Annotated in this window: 16 protein-coding genes; 6 read left to right on the top strand and 10 right to left on the bottom strand. The window is 60.4% G+C overall.

Annotation, left to right across the window (positions count from 1 at the left end; translation table 11 throughout):
• Positions 1–70: 70 nt before the first annotated feature.
• The 7 genes from NKJ80_RS25240 to NKJ80_RS25210 form a co-directional block, all read right to left on the bottom strand.
• Positions 71–565, bottom strand: coding sequence for a hypothetical protein (locus tag NKJ80_RS25240; protein WP_352498554.1), 495 nt, complete (start codon positions 563–565; stop codon positions 71–73).
• Positions 507–1091 (bottom strand): 7-cyano-7-deazaguanine synthase, encoded by a 585-nt coding sequence (locus tag NKJ80_RS25235; protein WP_352498517.1) that lies wholly within the window; start codon positions 1089–1091, stop codon positions 507–509. The genes NKJ80_RS25240 and NKJ80_RS25235 overlap by 59 nt, the downstream gene beginning before the upstream one ends.
• Positions 1091–1756: an 8-oxoguanine DNA glycosylase gene (locus tag NKJ80_RS31500; protein ID WP_502902226.1), complete on the bottom strand. Its 666-nt coding sequence runs from the start codon at positions 1754–1756 to the stop codon at positions 1091–1093. The genes NKJ80_RS25235 and NKJ80_RS31500 overlap by 1 nt, the downstream gene beginning before the upstream one ends.
• Entirely contained in the window at positions 1743–2747 is a 1005-nt protein-coding gene (locus NKJ80_RS25225) for a tRNA guanosine transglycosylase family protein (protein WP_352498515.1), read from the bottom strand. The genes NKJ80_RS31500 and NKJ80_RS25225 overlap by 14 nt, the downstream gene beginning before the upstream one ends.
• 48 nt (positions 2748–2795) lie before the next feature.
• Positions 2796–3230: a hypothetical protein gene (locus NKJ80_RS25220; RefSeq protein WP_352498514.1), complete on the bottom strand. Its 435-nt coding sequence runs from the start codon at positions 3228–3230 to the stop codon at positions 2796–2798.
• A 24-nt stretch (positions 3231–3254) separates the two neighbouring features.
• On the bottom strand, positions 3255–5060 hold the full coding sequence (lepA, locus tag NKJ80_RS25215; RefSeq protein WP_352498513.1) for a translation elongation factor 4: 1806 nt from the start codon (positions 5058–5060) through the stop codon (positions 3255–3257).
• A gap of 139 nt (positions 5061–5199) precedes the next feature.
• Positions 5200–5571 (bottom strand): endonuclease domain-containing protein, encoded by a 372-nt coding sequence (locus tag NKJ80_RS25210; protein WP_023681256.1) that lies wholly within the window; start codon positions 5569–5571, stop codon positions 5200–5202.
• 194 nt (positions 5572–5765) lie between these two features.
• Between NKJ80_RS25210 and NKJ80_RS25205 the strand changes: the two genes are divergently transcribed.
• The 3 genes from NKJ80_RS25205 (at position 5766) to msrA (ending at position 7668) form a co-directional block, all read left to right on the top strand.
• On the top strand, positions 5766–6467 hold the full coding sequence (locus NKJ80_RS25205; RefSeq protein WP_352498512.1) for a DUF1223 domain-containing protein: 702 nt from the start codon (positions 5766–5768) through the stop codon (positions 6465–6467).
• A 79-nt stretch (positions 6468–6546) separates the two neighbouring features.
• On the top strand, positions 6547–6831 hold the full coding sequence (locus NKJ80_RS25200) for a hypothetical protein (RefSeq protein WP_352498511.1): 285 nt from the start codon (positions 6547–6549) through the stop codon (positions 6829–6831).
• Positions 6832–6942: 111 nt separating this feature from the next.
• Positions 6943–7668 (top strand): peptide-methionine (S)-S-oxide reductase MsrA, encoded by a 726-nt coding sequence (gene msrA, locus NKJ80_RS25195; protein WP_352498510.1) that lies wholly within the window; start codon positions 6943–6945, stop codon positions 7666–7668.
• Between the two features lie 165 nt (positions 7669–7833).
• Here the strand turns inward: msrA and NKJ80_RS25190 are convergent, their stop codons facing one another.
• Positions 7834–8838, bottom strand: a complete 1005-nt coding sequence (locus NKJ80_RS25190; RefSeq protein WP_352498509.1) for a cytochrome d ubiquinol oxidase subunit II — start codon at positions 8836–8838, stop codon at positions 7834–7836.
• Positions 8839–8946: 108 nt separating this feature from the next.
• Entirely contained in the window at positions 8947–10308 is a 1362-nt protein-coding gene (locus NKJ80_RS25185; RefSeq protein ID WP_352498508.1) for a cytochrome ubiquinol oxidase subunit I, read from the bottom strand.
• Between the two features lie 269 nt (positions 10309–10577).
• On the opposite strand from NKJ80_RS25185, the gene NKJ80_RS25180 reads away from it, so the two are divergent.
• A complete protein-coding gene (locus NKJ80_RS25180) occupies positions 10578–11504 on the top strand; it encodes an ABC transporter ATP-binding protein (RefSeq protein ID WP_352498550.1) in 927 nt (308 codons plus the stop codon).
• Entirely contained in the window at positions 11501–12262 is a 762-nt protein-coding gene (locus NKJ80_RS25175; RefSeq protein WP_023681263.1) for an ABC transporter permease, read from the top strand. The genes NKJ80_RS25180 and NKJ80_RS25175 overlap by 4 nt, the downstream gene beginning before the upstream one ends.
• Before the next feature lie 188 nt (positions 12263–12450).
• Here NKJ80_RS25175 and NKJ80_RS25170 read toward each other — a convergent pair whose 3' ends face one another.
• Positions 12451–13482 carry a phosphatidylglycerol lysyltransferase domain-containing protein gene (locus tag NKJ80_RS25170; protein ID WP_352498507.1) on the bottom strand — a complete coding sequence of 344 codons (1032 nt, stop codon included), beginning with the start codon at positions 13480–13482 and terminating at the stop codon, positions 12451–12453.
• A gap of 187 nt (positions 13483–13669) precedes the next feature.
• Here NKJ80_RS25170 and NKJ80_RS25165 point away from each other — a divergent pair, with 187 nt between their 5' ends.
• On the top strand, positions 13670–14818 hold the full coding sequence (locus NKJ80_RS25165; protein WP_352498506.1) for a flavin-containing monooxygenase: 1149 nt from the start codon (positions 13670–13672) through the stop codon (positions 14816–14818).
• Positions 14819–15077 lie beyond the last annotated feature (259 nt).

The following is a 15077-nucleotide window of genomic DNA, read 5'->3' as shown; positions in this document are numbered from 1 at the left end:
TGTCCCTCCAAGCTGGATCCGCCGAGGCGGTAGGACGGTGAAGGGTCGCGTCCCGTCTAGCCCAGAGCAATTACTTTATCGAGATCAGATCCAAGAAATCCCGCCAGCCATAAACCTTCCACCTGTAAGCCGTAATTTTCTCCGGAATGATACCCCCGTCGAGCCGTACACAGACCCCCAGCCGCTTGTATGCCAAAGCCTGCTCGACAACTTCGTTTCGAAATGCTGTACCGCGCTCCCCGGCACAGAAGACGAAAACAACGTCGCACCATTCGATCGCGTCGCTCACGCGATCTCCATTAGTTATGATCCTGACTTGGTTCCGTTCCGGCAGCTCAAGGTCGGAAAGCCTCTTGCCAATATCGCTATGATCCGACCGTTCCAACACGAATAAGTACCTGGAAACTTTACCTAAATCTGCTCGAATAGCCTCCTTCGCCTTCGCAAGCAGACCGGCAGTCGTGTCCTTGCTCTCCACCTCTACATCGGGGCGCCCACCCATAAACCTAACCTCCATATTCCAGGCAAGCGATACATCGCCCACAAGGATGCTCAGTTCCCGCATGACATGAATAGTACGACAGGATTCCTATCTTCCGACCGAGTTCCAGCACCTGATTCTTGCTGAACGATCGAAGTGGCGTTCGGATTTCTATGGGTCTACCCAAACTTTGACGTATCGCCTCGCGAGCAGCCAAAAGGAATTCATCTGTCTGGTCAGGGAATATCGTCGTTCTCGCGGAGAGAAAACCAATTACAACCGAGCTAGCACCGTTAAGGTATGCATAAGCTGACGCGCAAATTAGGAAAAGCAGATTCCTATTTGGAGTAAACGCATCATCTTTAACGTCTAGATCTGGGTCTGTGAGACCTGATCGGATAGTTAGCCCAAATCCGCTGATATCCATTATGTGTGGCTTAGGTAGCTGCAGCTTCTTACATACAGCTAACAAATTTTCGCTCTCGCGTTGGTATGCTCGTTGGCCATAATTTATCAACAAGGGCATAGCCTCAACACCCTCGTCCGCAAGGAGTTTCAGGCAGACGAGCGAATCCAGACCCCCAGATGCCAGGCACACTGCCTTTTCCATTACGAACCTCGATGAATGGCTGCCATGCTTGCCCAGATGGCTCGGTCAAGAGAGGCCACGCTAATTCCGTAGGCAGATGCAAATTGCTGCAACGCGGCTTCACATTTTAGGTAGCTTTGACTGGTACCCTTATACATTGGCATTTCAATAAATATACCCGAAAATTTTACTACGTGAGTATCTATTATAGCCAAATTTTCTGCCAAACCTAAATCTCGGAGGAGCATACTTGCTTGTTTATATCCCAAGCCCGGGAAATGCTCCACCAGCCGTTCCCGCATAAGCGCTTCATTCCCCAAGAGTACCCGTATTGAGGAAAACGAAAATGCCATGTCACTGAATTTTTCTAGTGACCGGTGAAGATAGGTTGACGTTCTATTCGGGTATCGGTGCCCGCAGCTTATCAAAATGGACAAGAATTTAGCTGGGAGTGATATGCACTCCCCATCCTTATAGCGCTTTGCGATAGGCACAGAACTATCCGCTATTCGACGTGCTACCTCGTACTTCGTCCCGCTAGACGCCACAGCAAGTGCTAGGGCCGTCCAATCCGCCCAATAGTCCTCCTTCACTGCGGAAGTAGCCGTTCCCGATTTGTCCTCTCGAACGAGATTTATACAAGTAAAGAAGAGGTTCGAAAGTTTGCCTGGATCAAAGCCTTGCATAGTCGAATAGCTCTGCCGCCTTCTTTCCGTAGTTGCGCTCTACAAAAAGGCGAAGACTATTATCAGCAATGCTCTGCCGAATATTCTCCATCAGTCTCCTAAAACCTTGTAGGTTGTGCAGGCCCCACTTAGTGTAATATCCGCCCCTAGTCTGCAGCAGATAATCGATCTTTTCGCTTCTCTCAAGCGGCGAGACTTCGAACGCTTCAAGATGCTGGTGGTGATGGAGGTGCCAATCGACAGTTGAGATTGTCGTCCGGCACCACTCGAGTCCATCAACGATGCTGACGCCAGCATCTGCCATAAAAGCAATTGCCAGAGGATTCCCGCATCCTAGTACGTGCAATCCACCGTTTGGACGTACGATATCAATCGCTCGCGCGATCTCCCTCACACTTTTCGCTCGCTTATGAAGCCCTTCACCGAGTTCACGCTCAGGAATGGCGACTAGGCAACAGGGGAACCGCTGTAGCAGTGACGTAGATATCTCAGCAGCATCGGCGGCATCAAATATCGAGCGACCTCTTCTGGGTTGTAGGTGAAGTACAGGTATTATCCTCCGGAGATCCAAATCTCTTGACGTCTCGTCCAACAACGCAGCCAACTTCAAAGCGTATTTTGCTGGGCTATCATGCTCTTCTGGAAATAAATCATATGAAAAAATGAGGTCCGGATTTACCTCTAGCGACACCTTCTTATAATTTCGGACCCCCCATTTCCATTCGCAATGTGACCAAAAATTGTAGCGGCTATGTTCGTAACCACCGCTATCGGCCAGGACGATCCCGCCTTCGCTCTGGAAAACCTTTGTGATTTCGAGCAGGTCATCATTCTCGTGGAGGTCGAACGACGAGACCAATGTGATCGGCTCGTCTGTCGCCAGTTGCAGTTCGACAGCAGAGACGGGAGGAATTTGTGACTCGTACGATGAAATCGAAGGGACAAAAACTGGGCGATCAAATCGCCGGCCGGATATTTCTAGTCCGTCCATGTCCCCTCGCCCCTCCCCAGTTAGGGGAATCAGTCTAACTAATTACTCTCACATTGCCTGATAGCTGGCAATAAAGCCTCCGATGAACAGCAAGCCCGTTCCTACGAAGATTGCATTAAATATTCGTCGATACGTTATGAATCCCTTAGAGGGCGGGCTGGATTTTGCTACGATCCGTATGTCGTCGTACTCAACCTCATCTTTGAGACGCTCCTCTTCAACAATCAGCGCGGATTCAGCGAATTTAAGAAGCCCAGAGACTCTTACATCGAGGGCTTTAAAAGCAAGGCAGATTATAAGTGCCAATGCCGACACGCCGCACGCGGCCAAATATGATTTCAAATTATATAAACTGATGTAGCCGGCAGTCAGGCCAATGACTACGTACACGTATGTCTTAAATAGCTCCATCCTTTGGTCAGCATGGACACGAAACCAGTTCCACGCCATCTGGTAGGCGTCTTTGTTGAAACCAGACCCCATAGCATTGCCCCTCCGCCCTCAAACTCAATCCCCCATCTTAAGCGCCTGGATAAACGCCTCCTGCGGAATATCCACCTTGCCGAACTGGCGCATCCGCTTCTTGCCCTCTTTCTGCTTGTCCAGCAGCTTGCGTTTGCGAGACACGTCGCCGCCATAGCACTTCGCGGTCACGTCCTTGCGCAGCGCCGAGATGGTTTCGCGGGCGATGACCTTGCCGCCGATCGCGGCCTGGATCGGGATCTTGAAGAGGTGATTCGGGATCAACTCCTTGAGCTTCTCGCACATCTGGCGGCCGCGCTTTTCCGCCGCCGTGCGGTGGACCAGCATCGACAGCGCGTCGACCGGCTCTTCATTGACCAGGATCGACATCTTCACCAGGTCGCCTTCCTTATAGTCGGTCAGGTGATAGTCGAACGAGGCGTAGCCCTTGGAGATCGATTTTAGGCGATCATAGAAGTCAAAAACCACTTCGTTGAGCGGCAGGTCATAGATCAGCATGGCGCGCTTGCCGACATAGGAGAGGTCGGCCTGGATGCCGCGCCGGTCCTGGCAAAGCTTCAGGATGCCGCCGAGATAGTCGTCAGGCGTCAGGATGGTGGCGCGGATCCACGGCTCCTCGATGGCCGAGATTTTCACCACGTCGGGCATGTCGGCGGGGTTGTGCAACTCCTTGACCGAGCCGTCATTGAGCAGCAGCCGGTAGACGACGGATGGCGCCGTGGCGATCAGGTCGAGGTTGAACTCGCGCTCCAGCCGCTCCTGGATGATTTCGAGATGCAGCAGGCCAAGGAAGCCGCAGCGGTAGCCGAAACCGAGCGCGGCACTGGTTTCCATTTCATAGGAGAAGCTGGCGTCGTTGAGGCGCAATTTGCCGACGGCGGCGCGCAGATCCTCGAAATCGGCGGCGTCGACCGGGAACAGGCCGCAAAACACCACCGGCTGCGCCGGCTTGAAGCCGGGCAAAGCGTGCGCCGTCTGGCGCTTGTCTTCGGTGATGGTGTCGCCGACGCGGGTGTCGGCCACTTCCTTGATCGAGCCGGTGAAGAAGCCGAACTCGCCGGGGCCGAGCTCGTCGACATTGATGCGGGCCGGCGTGAACACGCCGGTGCGCTCGACCAGATGTTTTGCGCCGGTACCCATCATGCGGATGGTCGCACCCTTTTTCAGCACGCCGTCGATGATGCGCACCAGAACGATGACGCCGAGATAGGCGTCGTACCAGGAGTCGACCAGCATGGCTTTGAGCGGTGCTGAGGCATCGCCCTCGCGCGGCGGCGGCAATTGGTGGACGATGGCTTCGAGCACATCGGGAATGCCGAGACAGGTCTTGGCCGAGATCAGCACGGCGTTGGAGGCATCGATGCCGATGACCTCCTCGACCTGCTCGCGGATGCGCTCGGGCTCGGCGGCCGGCAGGTCGACCTTGTTCAGCACCACGACGATCTCGTGGTTGTTGTCGATGGCCTGGTAGACATTGGCGAGCGTCTGCGCCTCGACTCCCTGTGAGGCGTCGACGACCAGCAGCGAACCCTCGCAGGCGGCCAGCGAGCGCGACACTTCATAGGCGAAGTCGACATGGCCGGGCGTGTCGATCAGGTTGAGGATATAGTCCTCGCCATTGTTGGCGCGGTATTTCAGCCGCACCGTCTGCGCCTTGATGGTGATGCCGCGCTCGCGCTCGATGTCCATCGAGTCCAGCACCTGCTCCTTCATGTCGCGCAGCTCCAGCCCGCCGGTGGACTGGATCAGCCGGTCGGCAAGCGTGGATTTGCCATGGTCGATATGGGCGACGATGGAGAAATTGCGGATGTGGTCGAGAGGCGTGCTCATGGCGCGCGCTTTAGCAGGGGCGGGTTGCAGGGGCAAGCGGGGTGGCGGTGCCCTTGCCTTCTCCCCTTGTGGGAGAAGGTGGATCGGCGCGCAGCGCCGAGACGGATGAGGGGTGTTCCAGCTTGACGCCGGCGTTCTTTCACCGCCATGGCTGCAAACTGACATCCCTTACATAAGCGATTATCGTGGTGCAGACGCTGTCCATGTCTTTCAGGACATCGTCGTTCCAAAAGCGCAACACACGAAAGCCTCTCGCCTCCAGTTCCGTTCTACGGGCCTGGTCTGACTCTGAGTCCGCATGCTGACTCCCATCGATCTCGATGATGAGGAGTGATTCAAGACAAGCGAAATCGGCGACGTATTTTCCAACAGGAACTTGGCGCCGAAATTTGATCCGATCGAGCCTGCGGTCACGTAGTTCGTGCCACAGTTTGTCTTCCGCCTCCGTCATTTCACGTCGGAGCGAACGGGCAAAGTTTCGTTTGGCAGGAGCGACGGGCTGATGTGGCATGACGTTAGATTAACCAACGTCTCACTCCGCTGGAACACCCCTCATCCGTCTCGGCGCTTCGCGCCGATCCACCTTCTCCCACAAGGGGAGAAGGCAACGACGCGTCCGCCCCCAATCACGAAGCGGTGAACCATGTAACGAAGCCTCGGGCAGCGACGAAGTGTGGGATGAACCCGCCGCAACGGAGACCCCCGATGACTGGACTTAACCCGAAACGCGCCGGCATGCTGGCTGCCGTAGGCGCCGCGCTGATGATGCTTGGCGGCACCGCCTTCGCCCAGCCGCTCACCGTGGTCGAATTGTTCACCAGCCAGGGCTGTTCGTCTTGCCCGCCGGCCAATGCCAACCTGATCAAGGTCAAGGACGAGCCGGGCGTTCTGGCGCTGTCGTTCAACGTCACCTACTGGGACTATCTCGGCTGGAAGGACATTTTCGGCCGCGAGGAATTTACCCAGCGCCAGGTGCGCTATGAGCCGTCGCTCGGCCGCTCCGGCCCGTTCACGCCGCAGGTCGTGGTCAATGGCGGTGCCGATGCGGTGGGTGCAGCGCCCGGCGAGATCGAGCAGCTGATTTCCGCGAGCGGTCACACGAACGGGCCGATGCTGTCGCTCGACGGCGGCAAGATCAGCATCGGCGCCGGCAAGGCTCCGGGCGGAAAGGCCGATGTCTGGCTGGTCCGCTACAACAAGGGCGTCGTCGAAGTGCCGGTGGCGCGCGGCGAGAATACCGGGCGCACGCTGCCGCATGCCAATGTCGTGCACTCGCTGGAGAAACTCGGCAGCTGGAGCGGCGACGCCACCACACTGCCGCTGCCGGCGGCAAGCGGCGGGCTGAGCACCGCGGTGCTGGTGCAGTCGCCGGGTGGTGGGCCGATCCTGGCTGCAGCCGCCGACTGATGCTTTTTCTACGCAACGCCGCTAGCGCGGCATAACCGGGCTCGCATCCGCGCGCCCTCTTCAAGGAGGAAATACCATCATGACCAAGACCCTGACCGCGCTCGCTTTTGCGCTTTCGATGACCGCCTTCGCCTCCGGCGCCCGCGGGGACGAAGCGACCAACGCCATGAAGCCGGCGATGGCAACTGATGCGATGAAGCCCGCGACCGATGCCATGGCGCCGGCGACCGATGCCATCAAGCCAGCCGACCCAATGGCGACGAATGCGATGAAACCCGCCACCGACGCCATGAAACCGGCCGATGCCATGAAACCCGCAACGGATGCGATGAAGCCGGCGGACGCCATGGCGCCCGCGCAATAAGACTTGATCCCATGGCCCGGCCGCACAGTGGCCGGGCCGGCGCACGGCAATTTGAGAAACCAGGCGGGACGTTCTGTCGTATAGTCTTCGCCACCATCAAGGAGATCAGACATGACCGGCATTGCAAGGACGAGAACGCCGATCTTCAAGAGCGCGCTTGCCGCGCTCATCGTCGCCGCCGCCGCGGCCGCCTTCTGGCAGAGCCCTGCGCGCTCGGCCGAGGACGCGGTGGTGATCCCGCCGCCGGCAATGGACGAGAAGGCCGCCAGCGGCAGCGAGAAGGCTATCTTCGCCGGCGGCTGCTTCTGGGGCGTGCAGGGCGTGTTCCAGCACGTCAAGGGCGTGACCAAGGCCGTCTCCGGCTACACCGGCGGCGCCAAGGATGACGCCGTCTACGAAACGGTGGGCAGCGGCCGCACCGGCCACGCCGAATCGGTCGAGATCACCTACGATCCGTCCAAGGTGACCTACGGCCAGCTGCTGCAGGTCTATTTCTCGGTCGCCCACAACCCGACGCAGCGGAACTATCAAGGGCCGGACTCGGGCACCCAGTACCGCTCGACCATCTTTGCCGAGAATGGCGAGCAGCAGAAGATCGCACAGAGCTACATCGCCCAGCTCGACCAGGCGAAGGTGTTTGCCAAGCCGATCGTCACCACGTTGGAGACGGGCAAAACCTTCTATCCGGCCGAGGAATATCACCAGGACTTTCTGACGCTGAACCCGACCTACCCCTACATCGTCTACAACGACCTGCCCAAGGTGGCGAATTTGAAGGCGCTGTTCCCGGGGTTGTACAGCGAGAAGCCGGTGCTCGTGCTGGCGGGGAAGAGCTGAGCACCTAATCTCCCCCCTCGAGGGGGAGATGTCGCCGGAGGCGACAGAGGGGGTCGGTCCGACCGGACGCGACCTCCTGCGGCAGAAGAAGGTTAGCGCTCCACGGGCGGCGACCCCCTCTGGCCTGCCGGCCATCTCCCCCTCAAGGGGGGAGATCAGCTCCCTTCAATCATACGTCAGATCCGTCGCCTTGCCCCCGAACACCCGATACGCATAGAACGAATAGAAGATGATCACCGGCAGCACGACCACCGTGCCGGCGAGGATGATGGCCAGGCTTTCCGTCGCCGACGCCGCCTGCCAGATGGTCAGCCTGTCGGGCACCACGAAGGGGTAGAACGACCAGGCAAGCCCGGCAAAGCCGAGCGCGAAGATGGCGGCGAGCGTCAGGAACGGCCGCAGCGCGTGGCGATCGTCGGGCTTGGGCAGGTGGAAGGTCTGCCGCCACAGCCAGATGAACAGCAGCGCCGACAGGATCGGCAGCGGCGACAGATAGAGCATTTCGGGCCAGACGAACCATTTGGCGAAGATGCGCGGGCTGGCGAATGGGGTCGCCAGCGACACCGCCGCCATGCCGAGCGCGGTCAGCACAAGGGCCGTGCGCAGCCAGGCCACCGCCTTCCTCTGCAATTCGCCCTCGGTCTTGTAGATGACCCAGGCAGCGCCCATCGCTGCATAGGCCGCCGACAGGCAGAGCGCCACCAGCGCCCCGAAAGCGATACCGCCAAAGCCGACATCGAGGCCAAGCACATAGACGCCGAGCATATAGCCTTGCGCCAGCGAGGCGATGACGGAACCGAGGAAGAAAATGCGGTTCCAGCGGTGCTTCTTGCCGGCGGGCACCTTGGCGCGGAAATCGAAGGCGACGCCGCGCAGGATGAGGCCAACCAAAAGCACGAAGACCGGAATGTAGAGCGCGGTGAGGATGACGCCATGCGCCAGCGGAAAGGCGACCAGGAGCAGGCCGACGGCCAGCACCAGCCAGGTCTCGTTGGCATCCCAGAACGGGCCTATTGCCGCGATCATGGTGTCCTGCTCGGCATCTTCGGCGACCGAGAACAGGATGCCGATGCCGAGATCGAAACCGTCGAGAATGACGTAGATCAGGATGGCGAGGCCCATCAGGCCGGCGAAGATCAGGGGCAGCGCGGTTGGCCAGTCGAAGCTCATCGGTCTGTCATCCCTCTCATCAACGGTTCTGCCCTTCGCTATGGCTCCGGGCGTTCGTCATTCGAAAAGCCAAATCGTTGGCTTTTCGTCCGCTACGCGGACCATTCCTCACTCCGCTGCGGCCGGTTGCGACATCGCCGTCTTCATCACGCCCGGCAGCGGCGAGGTATCGCCGTCCCTGGCGGCCTTCAGCACCAGGTGCACCAGCACGCCGAGATAGGCGATCAACAGCAGCACATAGAGGATGAGATAGATGGCGAGCGTCAGCGCGACATGGCTGCCGGCGACCGGGCCGATAGCGTCGGCGGTTTTCAGCACGCCCGTCACCAGCCAGGGTTGACGGCCGATTTCGGTGGTGTACCAGCCGGCCAGTGTCGCCAGCCAGCCGGACAGCGCCATCGGCACCATCAGCATGGCCAGCGGCCTCGGCAGGCTGTGGCGGCGCTTGAGGAAGAAGGTCGCCGACCACGAGACGATGAGCATCAAAATGCCGGTGCCGACCATGATGCGGAAGCCCCAGAACACCGGGAACACCGGCGGGTGCAGGCCGGGATAGTCGTTGAGCCCCGGCACGATACCGCTGGTGGCGTGGCGCAGCACCAGGCTGGCGCCGTCGGGAATGGCGATCTCGAATTTGTTTTCCTTCGCCGCCTCGTCGGGCAGCGCAAACAGCACCAGCGGCACGTTGGGGCCGGTGTTCCAGTTCGCCTCCATGGCGGCGATCTTCTGCGGCTGGTGCTCCAGCGTATTCAGCCCGTGCTGGTCGCCGGCGAAGATCTGGATCGGGATCAGGATGGCGGCGGTGAAGACGCCGGTGCGCAGCGCCTTCCACATCGATTCCGACCGGTCGCCGGTGAGGTAGCGCAGCGCCGACAGGCCGGCGATCAGGAACGACACCGTCAGGCCGGAGGCAAGCAGCATATGCGTCAGACGGTAGGGCATGGACGGGTTGAAGACGATCGCCCACCAGTCGACGGGATGCGCCTTGCCGTCGATCATCTCGAAGCCGGCCGGCGTCTGCATCCAGGAATTGAGCGCAATGATCCAGAAGGCCGACAGCGTGGTGCCGCTGGCGACCAATACCGTCGCCAGCGTGTGGACGCGGTTGGAGACGCGGCGGAAGCCGAACAGCATGATGCCGAGGAAGGCCGCTTCGAGGAAGAAGGCGGTGAGGATCTCGTAGGCAAGCAGCGGCCCGGCGATGTTGCCTACATGCTCCATATAGCCCGGCCAGTTGGTGCCGAACTGGAAGCTCATGGTGACGCCCGAGACCACGCCCATGGCGAAGGACAGCGCGAACACCTTTACCCAGGTGAAATAGGCGCGCATCCAGGCGGAATCATTGGTGGCGTTGTAGCGGAGCTTGAAGAACAGCAGCACCCAGCCAAGCGCAATCGTGATGGTCGGAAACAGGATGTGGAACGAGATATTCGCCCCGAACTGCATTCGCGACAGGATGAGCGGGTCCATGCGGGCTCCGGCTGCTGTTTGTTGGCGCAGAATAGGCGGCGGATGCGGTCCGGTCAAAGCGGCTTGGCGTCACGCGGGGCGCGTTGTCGCAGCAGATGGGATCAATCCGTCAGTGCCCGATACCCCCATGACGAAACGGCAAAAGGGGAACGTTTGTCCACAATTGTCAGCAGCGGCATTGACTTCCCGCCGTGCGCACCGACATTCAGCGCAATAATAATCCCCGCCTCTTTCAAACAGTCGTTTTCGGCCTCATGTCTTCCACGAATTTGCCTTCCATCATTTCGATTTCCGGGGTCACCAAGACCTACGCCACCGGCTTCAAGGCGCTGAAGGAAATCAACCTCGACATCGAACGCGGCGAGATTTTCGCGCTGCTGGGGCCGAACGGCGCCGGCAAGACGACGCTCATCTCGATCGTCTGCGGCATCGTCAACCGTTCGTCGGGAACGGTGACCGTCGACGGCCACGACATCAACCGAGACTACCGCGCCGCGCGCAGCCTGATCGGGCTGGTGCCGCAGGAGCTGACCATCGACGCGTTCGAGAGCGTCTGGGCAACCGTCACCTACAGCCGCGGCCTGTTTGGCAAGGCGCCCAATCCGGGCTTCGTCGAAAAGGTGCTGCGCGACCTGTCGTTGTGGGACAAGAAGGAGGCCAAGGCGATCACGCTGTCGGGCGGCATGAAGCGGCGGCTGATGATTGCAAAGGCGCTGTCACATGAGCCGCGCATCCTGTTCCTCGACGAACCCACGGCCGGCGTCGACGTCGAACTGCGCCAGGACATGTGGGCGATGGTGCGGCGGCTGCGCGACGATGGCGTCACCATCATCCTCACCACGCACTATATCGAAGAGGCCGAGGCGATGGCCGACCGTGTCGGCGTCATCAACCGCGGCGAGATCATCCTGGTCGAGGGCAAGGCCGAACTGATGCGCAAGCTCGGCCGCAAGCGCCTGATCGTGGAATTGCGCAACCCGCTCCCCGCCATTCCCGATGCATTTTCGCACTACGCGTTGGAGCTGTCGGGCGATGGCACACAGCTGACCTACACCTATGACAATCAGAGCGAACGCCCCGGCGTCGCATCGCTGCTGCGCGAACTCGAGACGGCCGGCATCCAGTTCCGCGACATGGACACGCAAAACAGCTCGCTCGAGGAGATCTTCGTCAATCTGTTGAGGCAAGAGCCATGAATTGGCGAGCAGTATGGGCGATCTACCGGGTCGAGATGGCGCGTGCGTTCCGCACCGTGCTGCAGAGCATCGTCTCGCCGGTGATCTCGACATCGCTTTATTTCGTCGTCTTCGGCTCGGCCATCGGCTCGCGCATCACCGAGATCGACGGCATCAGCTACGGCGCCTTCATCGTGCCCGGCCTGATCATGCTCTCACTGTTGACGCAGTCGATCTCCAACGCTTCCTTTGCCATCTATTTCCCGAAATTCGTCGGCTCCATCTACGAGCTCTTGTCGGCGCCGGTGTCGTATCTGGAGATCGTCATCGCCTATGTCGGCGGCGCCGCGACCAAGTCGATCATCCTCGGCCTGATCATCCTGGCGACGGCCTCGCTGTTCGTGCCGCTCACCATCCAGCATCCGTTCTGGATGCTGGCCTTCCTTGTCCTGACGGCGGTGACCTTCAGCCTGTTCGGCTTCATCATCGGCATATGGGCGAAAAGCTTCGAGCAATTGCAGCTGGTGCCGCTGTTGATCATCACGCCGCTGACCTTCCTCGGCGGCAGCTTCTATTCGATCAACATGCTGCCCGAGACCTGGCGCACGGTGACGCTGTTCAACCCGGTCGTCTACCTGATCAGCGGTTTCCGCTGGAGCTTTTACGGCAAGTCCGATGTCTCGGTCGCCGTCAGCCTGGGCATGACGATGGTGTTCCTCGCCATCTGCATCGCAATCGTCGCCTGGATCTTCCGCACCGGCTACCGGCTAAGGAATTGACCTGGCGCCTAAAGCGCGTCGCGTTTGAACGGACTCAGGCGACGCGCTTTAGGTCTTTGTTTTTATGCATGTTGTCTCAAAACCGGGACCACTTTTGAGCGACATGCAAATAGGCGATCGCCCGTGCGCCGGTCAAATCAACAGTTTTGCTGAGGGCAAATTGGCCACGTTGGCCGCCACGGATCTTGCTAGATCGCCTTGATGAGGCGCAGCAACCCCAGCATCTCGATCAGCTTGCCCTCGCGGAAGGCGATGTAGGTCGGTTCCTCGACGCCGTGGAAGCGGCGCTTGAACGCCGCCTGGCCCTTGAGGTTGAACTTGCTGCGGTTGACCCAGGGCGACTCATAGGCCCGCTCGAAGGCGTTGCGCCAGAAGCTTGATTCGGCAAAGCCGTTGGCTCCGACATCGAGCATCGGCGACAGGCCGAGCGTGACGACCGAAACGCCCTCATTGCGAAACCGGTCGACGGCGAATTTGGTCAGCCCGATCTCGGCATGCGGCGAGGCATCGATATGCTTGCGCTTGAACGAGGTGGTGTAGCCGATCACCTTGCCATCCCGGAACATCGGATCGAAATCGAGCAGGGCGACGAGCTCGCCTTCCGGGCTGTAGAGCACGAAACGGCGCATATCGATGCCGAGATGATCGGCAAAGGGGCGGTTGAGGAACGCCATCTCCCAGCGCTTGACGATGCGGTCGGCCCGCCAGTTCTGTGACAGGCGCTGGACCTCGTCGAGATAGACCGCTCCTTCGCCAAAGGAAAACCCCTTCTTCAACAGCCAGCGTTCGGAATACCGCACGGTTTCGTTGCGCTTGCCGGAAAAATCGTGAGCCGGCAGTTCCAGCCGCGTGTCGACGCCGAGACGGTTGACCTGGTAGCCGAGCCCGGCCAGAACGCGCGCCGTCGGTTCGCCGATCTGCACGAACCACGGGCTGTCGGCGGCTTCGACAAAGCGCCTGATATAGTCGGGCCGATCGGCCGGGTGGGCCACCGGGTCACCGAGCGCGAAATGGTGCTTCATCTTGGTGCCGAAGGCGATGTAGCCGTCGGCGTCGCCGAAATAGGACAGTTTTTGCTGCACGGCGGTCGAATAGGCCAGCGAGAAGTCGCCGTGGCGGCGGACAAGCGCCAGCCGCTCGACATGCGAAAAATCCTGGCGCGGCACCTTGGCTGCGGCGCCCTCCAGCAGTCTGTCGAGAAAGATGCGCAAGGAGGGCATGGTCGAGCTTCCGCGTGCCGATGATAAACAGAGGCTTGCCCCCAAGGCCTCGAATCAGTCGCATTGACGCGACCTCATTATCGATCATATCGCCCCTGTGCCATATGGGACGTGCCATATAGGACGGGTCCCCATGGCGCACCTGAAAGGGAATCTCGACCGAATGGTGGCTACGACAAGCGAAACGATGCCTATCGTCCCGGGGCCGAAAGGACTCGACGATACGGTTATCGTCATCGGCGCCGGATCGGCGGGGCTGGCGGCCGCCGACGCGCTTGGCCGGCGCGGCGTGTGGGTCGTCGTGCTTGAAAAGGAGCCGCGGATCGCCGAACCGTGGCGACGGCGGCACGAGAAGCTGACCCTCAACACGCATCGCGCGCTATCGACCCTGCCCGGCCTTGCCTATCCGCCACGCACCGCCGCCTTTCCGAAGAAGGATGCCATCGTCGGCTATCTCCAGGACTTTGCCCGCACCCGCGGCATCGTCATCGAATTCGGCACCGCCGTCGATCGGATCGAGCGCAGCGGCAATGGCTGGCTTGTTCATACCGGCCAAGGAGTGCTGAGCACCCGCAATGTCATCATCGCTACCGGCCGCGACCGCTTGCCATGGACGCCGGACTGGCCGGGCAAGGCCTCCTTTTCGGGCAAACTGATCCACGCCGCCGACTTCGGCACGGCGGACGACTATGCGGGCAAAAAAGTGCTGATAGTCGGGGCCGGAAATTCCGGCTTCGACGTCCTCAACCACCTCGCCCGCGCCGACGCGAAAGCCGTGTGGCTGTCGGCCAGGCAAGGTCCATCGCTGATGCCCAAGCGGATCGGCAAGGTCGCCGTGGCGCGCTTCGGCGGTTTCATGGCGATGCTGCCGACGTGGATTGCCGATGCCGCGATTGCCGCGACGCAGCGGCTGGTGTTCGGCGACCTCACCCGCTTCGGCCTGCCGCCAGCGCCGAAGGGCGGCGCCAGCCGGCTCGGCGTCGAGCAGATCGCTATTGCCGTTGACGACGGCGCCGTCGCCGCGCTGAAGGCCGGACGGATTTCGGTGGTGGCGCCGGTGGCGGCTTTCGAAGGCGCCGGCGTGCGGCTGAACGACGGCACGGTGCTCGAGCCGGATGTGGTGATCGCGGCAACCGGCTATCGCACCGGCCTGGAGGCCATGCTGGGCGATCTCGGCGTGCTCGACGCCAAGGGCGTGCCGAAGGCCAATGGCGGCACCCCGAGCGGCCAGCCCGGCCTGTGGTTCATCGGCATGCGGCCAAGCCTGACCAGCTATTTTCACAGCGCCGGCCTGCAGGCCGAAGCGATTGCCGGTCAGATCGCCAAGGGGTTGTAGACGAGCGCCTCTGGACGGAGAACCACCGCACTTCGGGCTGCTGCTGTGGCGCGGACTAGGTGGTTCAACGCATCTGCAAGACGGGATCGAATATCCTGGCGATTGGGCGAAACGCCATCCCGTCGTCATCCACGGGCGAAGCAAGGAGCGTAGCGACGCGGCGCAGACCCGAGGATCCATGCCGTGACTTCTGAGCTACGCTGCGTTGCAGGTTCTGCTCCGCTGCTTCCACGGCCAAGGCATGATCCCTGGGTTTCCG

It is taken from the genome of Mesorhizobium sp. M0030 (assembly GCF_040323695.1).
In the GTDB taxonomy this organism is placed as follows: Bacteria; Pseudomonadota; Alphaproteobacteria; order Rhizobiales; family Rhizobiaceae; genus Mesorhizobium.
Note: the sequence above shows the minus strand (reverse complement) of the source record. Positions and strands in the feature narration are given on the sequence as shown.

What these genes read in the sequence shown, in the direction of transcription:
- NKJ80_RS25200 (WP_352498511.1), top strand. Translation starts at nt 6,547, where the DNA reads ATGACCAAGACCCTGACCGCGCTCGCTTTTGCGCTTTCGATGACCGCC.
- NKJ80_RS25170 (WP_352498507.1), bottom strand. Translation starts at nt 13,482, where the DNA reads ATGCCCTCCTTGCGCATCTTTCTCGACAGACTGCTGGAGGGCGCCGCA.
- lepA (WP_352498513.1), bottom strand. Translation starts at nt 5,060, where the DNA reads ATGAGCACGCCTCTCGACCACATCCGCAATTTCTCCATCGTCGCCCAT.
- NKJ80_RS25205 (WP_352498512.1), top strand. Translation starts at nt 5,766, where the DNA reads ATGACTGGACTTAACCCGAAACGCGCCGGCATGCTGGCTGCCGTAGGC.
- NKJ80_RS25210 (WP_023681256.1), bottom strand. Translation starts at nt 5,571, where the DNA reads ATGCCACATCAGCCCGTCGCTCCTGCCAAACGAAACTTTGCCCGTTCG.
- NKJ80_RS25175 (WP_023681263.1), top strand. Translation starts at nt 11,501, where the DNA reads ATGAATTGGCGAGCAGTATGGGCGATCTACCGGGTCGAGATGGCGCGT.
- NKJ80_RS25165 (WP_352498506.1), top strand. Translation starts at nt 13,670, where the DNA reads ATGCCTATCGTCCCGGGGCCGAAAGGACTCGACGATACGGTTATCGTC.
- NKJ80_RS25185 (WP_352498508.1), bottom strand. Translation starts at nt 10,308, where the DNA reads ATGGACCCGCTCATCCTGTCGCGAATGCAGTTCGGGGCGAATATCTCG.
- msrA (WP_352498510.1), top strand. Translation starts at nt 6,943, where the DNA reads ATGACCGGCATTGCAAGGACGAGAACGCCGATCTTCAAGAGCGCGCTT.
- NKJ80_RS25235 (WP_352498517.1), bottom strand. Translation starts at nt 1,091, where the DNA reads ATGGAAAAGGCAGTGTGCCTGGCATCTGGGGGTCTGGATTCGCTCGTC.
- NKJ80_RS31500 (WP_502902226.1), bottom strand. Translation starts at nt 1,756, where the DNA reads ATGCAAGGCTTTGATCCAGGCAAACTTTCGAACCTCTTCTTTACTTGT.
- NKJ80_RS25240 (WP_352498554.1), bottom strand. Translation starts at nt 565, where the DNA reads ATGCGGGAACTGAGCATCCTTGTGGGCGATGTATCGCTTGCCTGGAAT.
- NKJ80_RS25190 (WP_352498509.1), bottom strand. Translation starts at nt 8,838, where the DNA reads ATGAGCTTCGACTGGCCAACCGCGCTGCCCCTGATCTTCGCCGGCCTG.
- NKJ80_RS25220 (WP_352498514.1), bottom strand. Translation starts at nt 3,230, where the DNA reads ATGGGGTCTGGTTTCAACAAAGACGCCTACCAGATGGCGTGGAACTGG.
- NKJ80_RS25225 (WP_352498515.1), bottom strand. Translation starts at nt 2,747, where the DNA reads ATGGACGGACTAGAAATATCCGGCCGGCGATTTGATCGCCCAGTTTTT.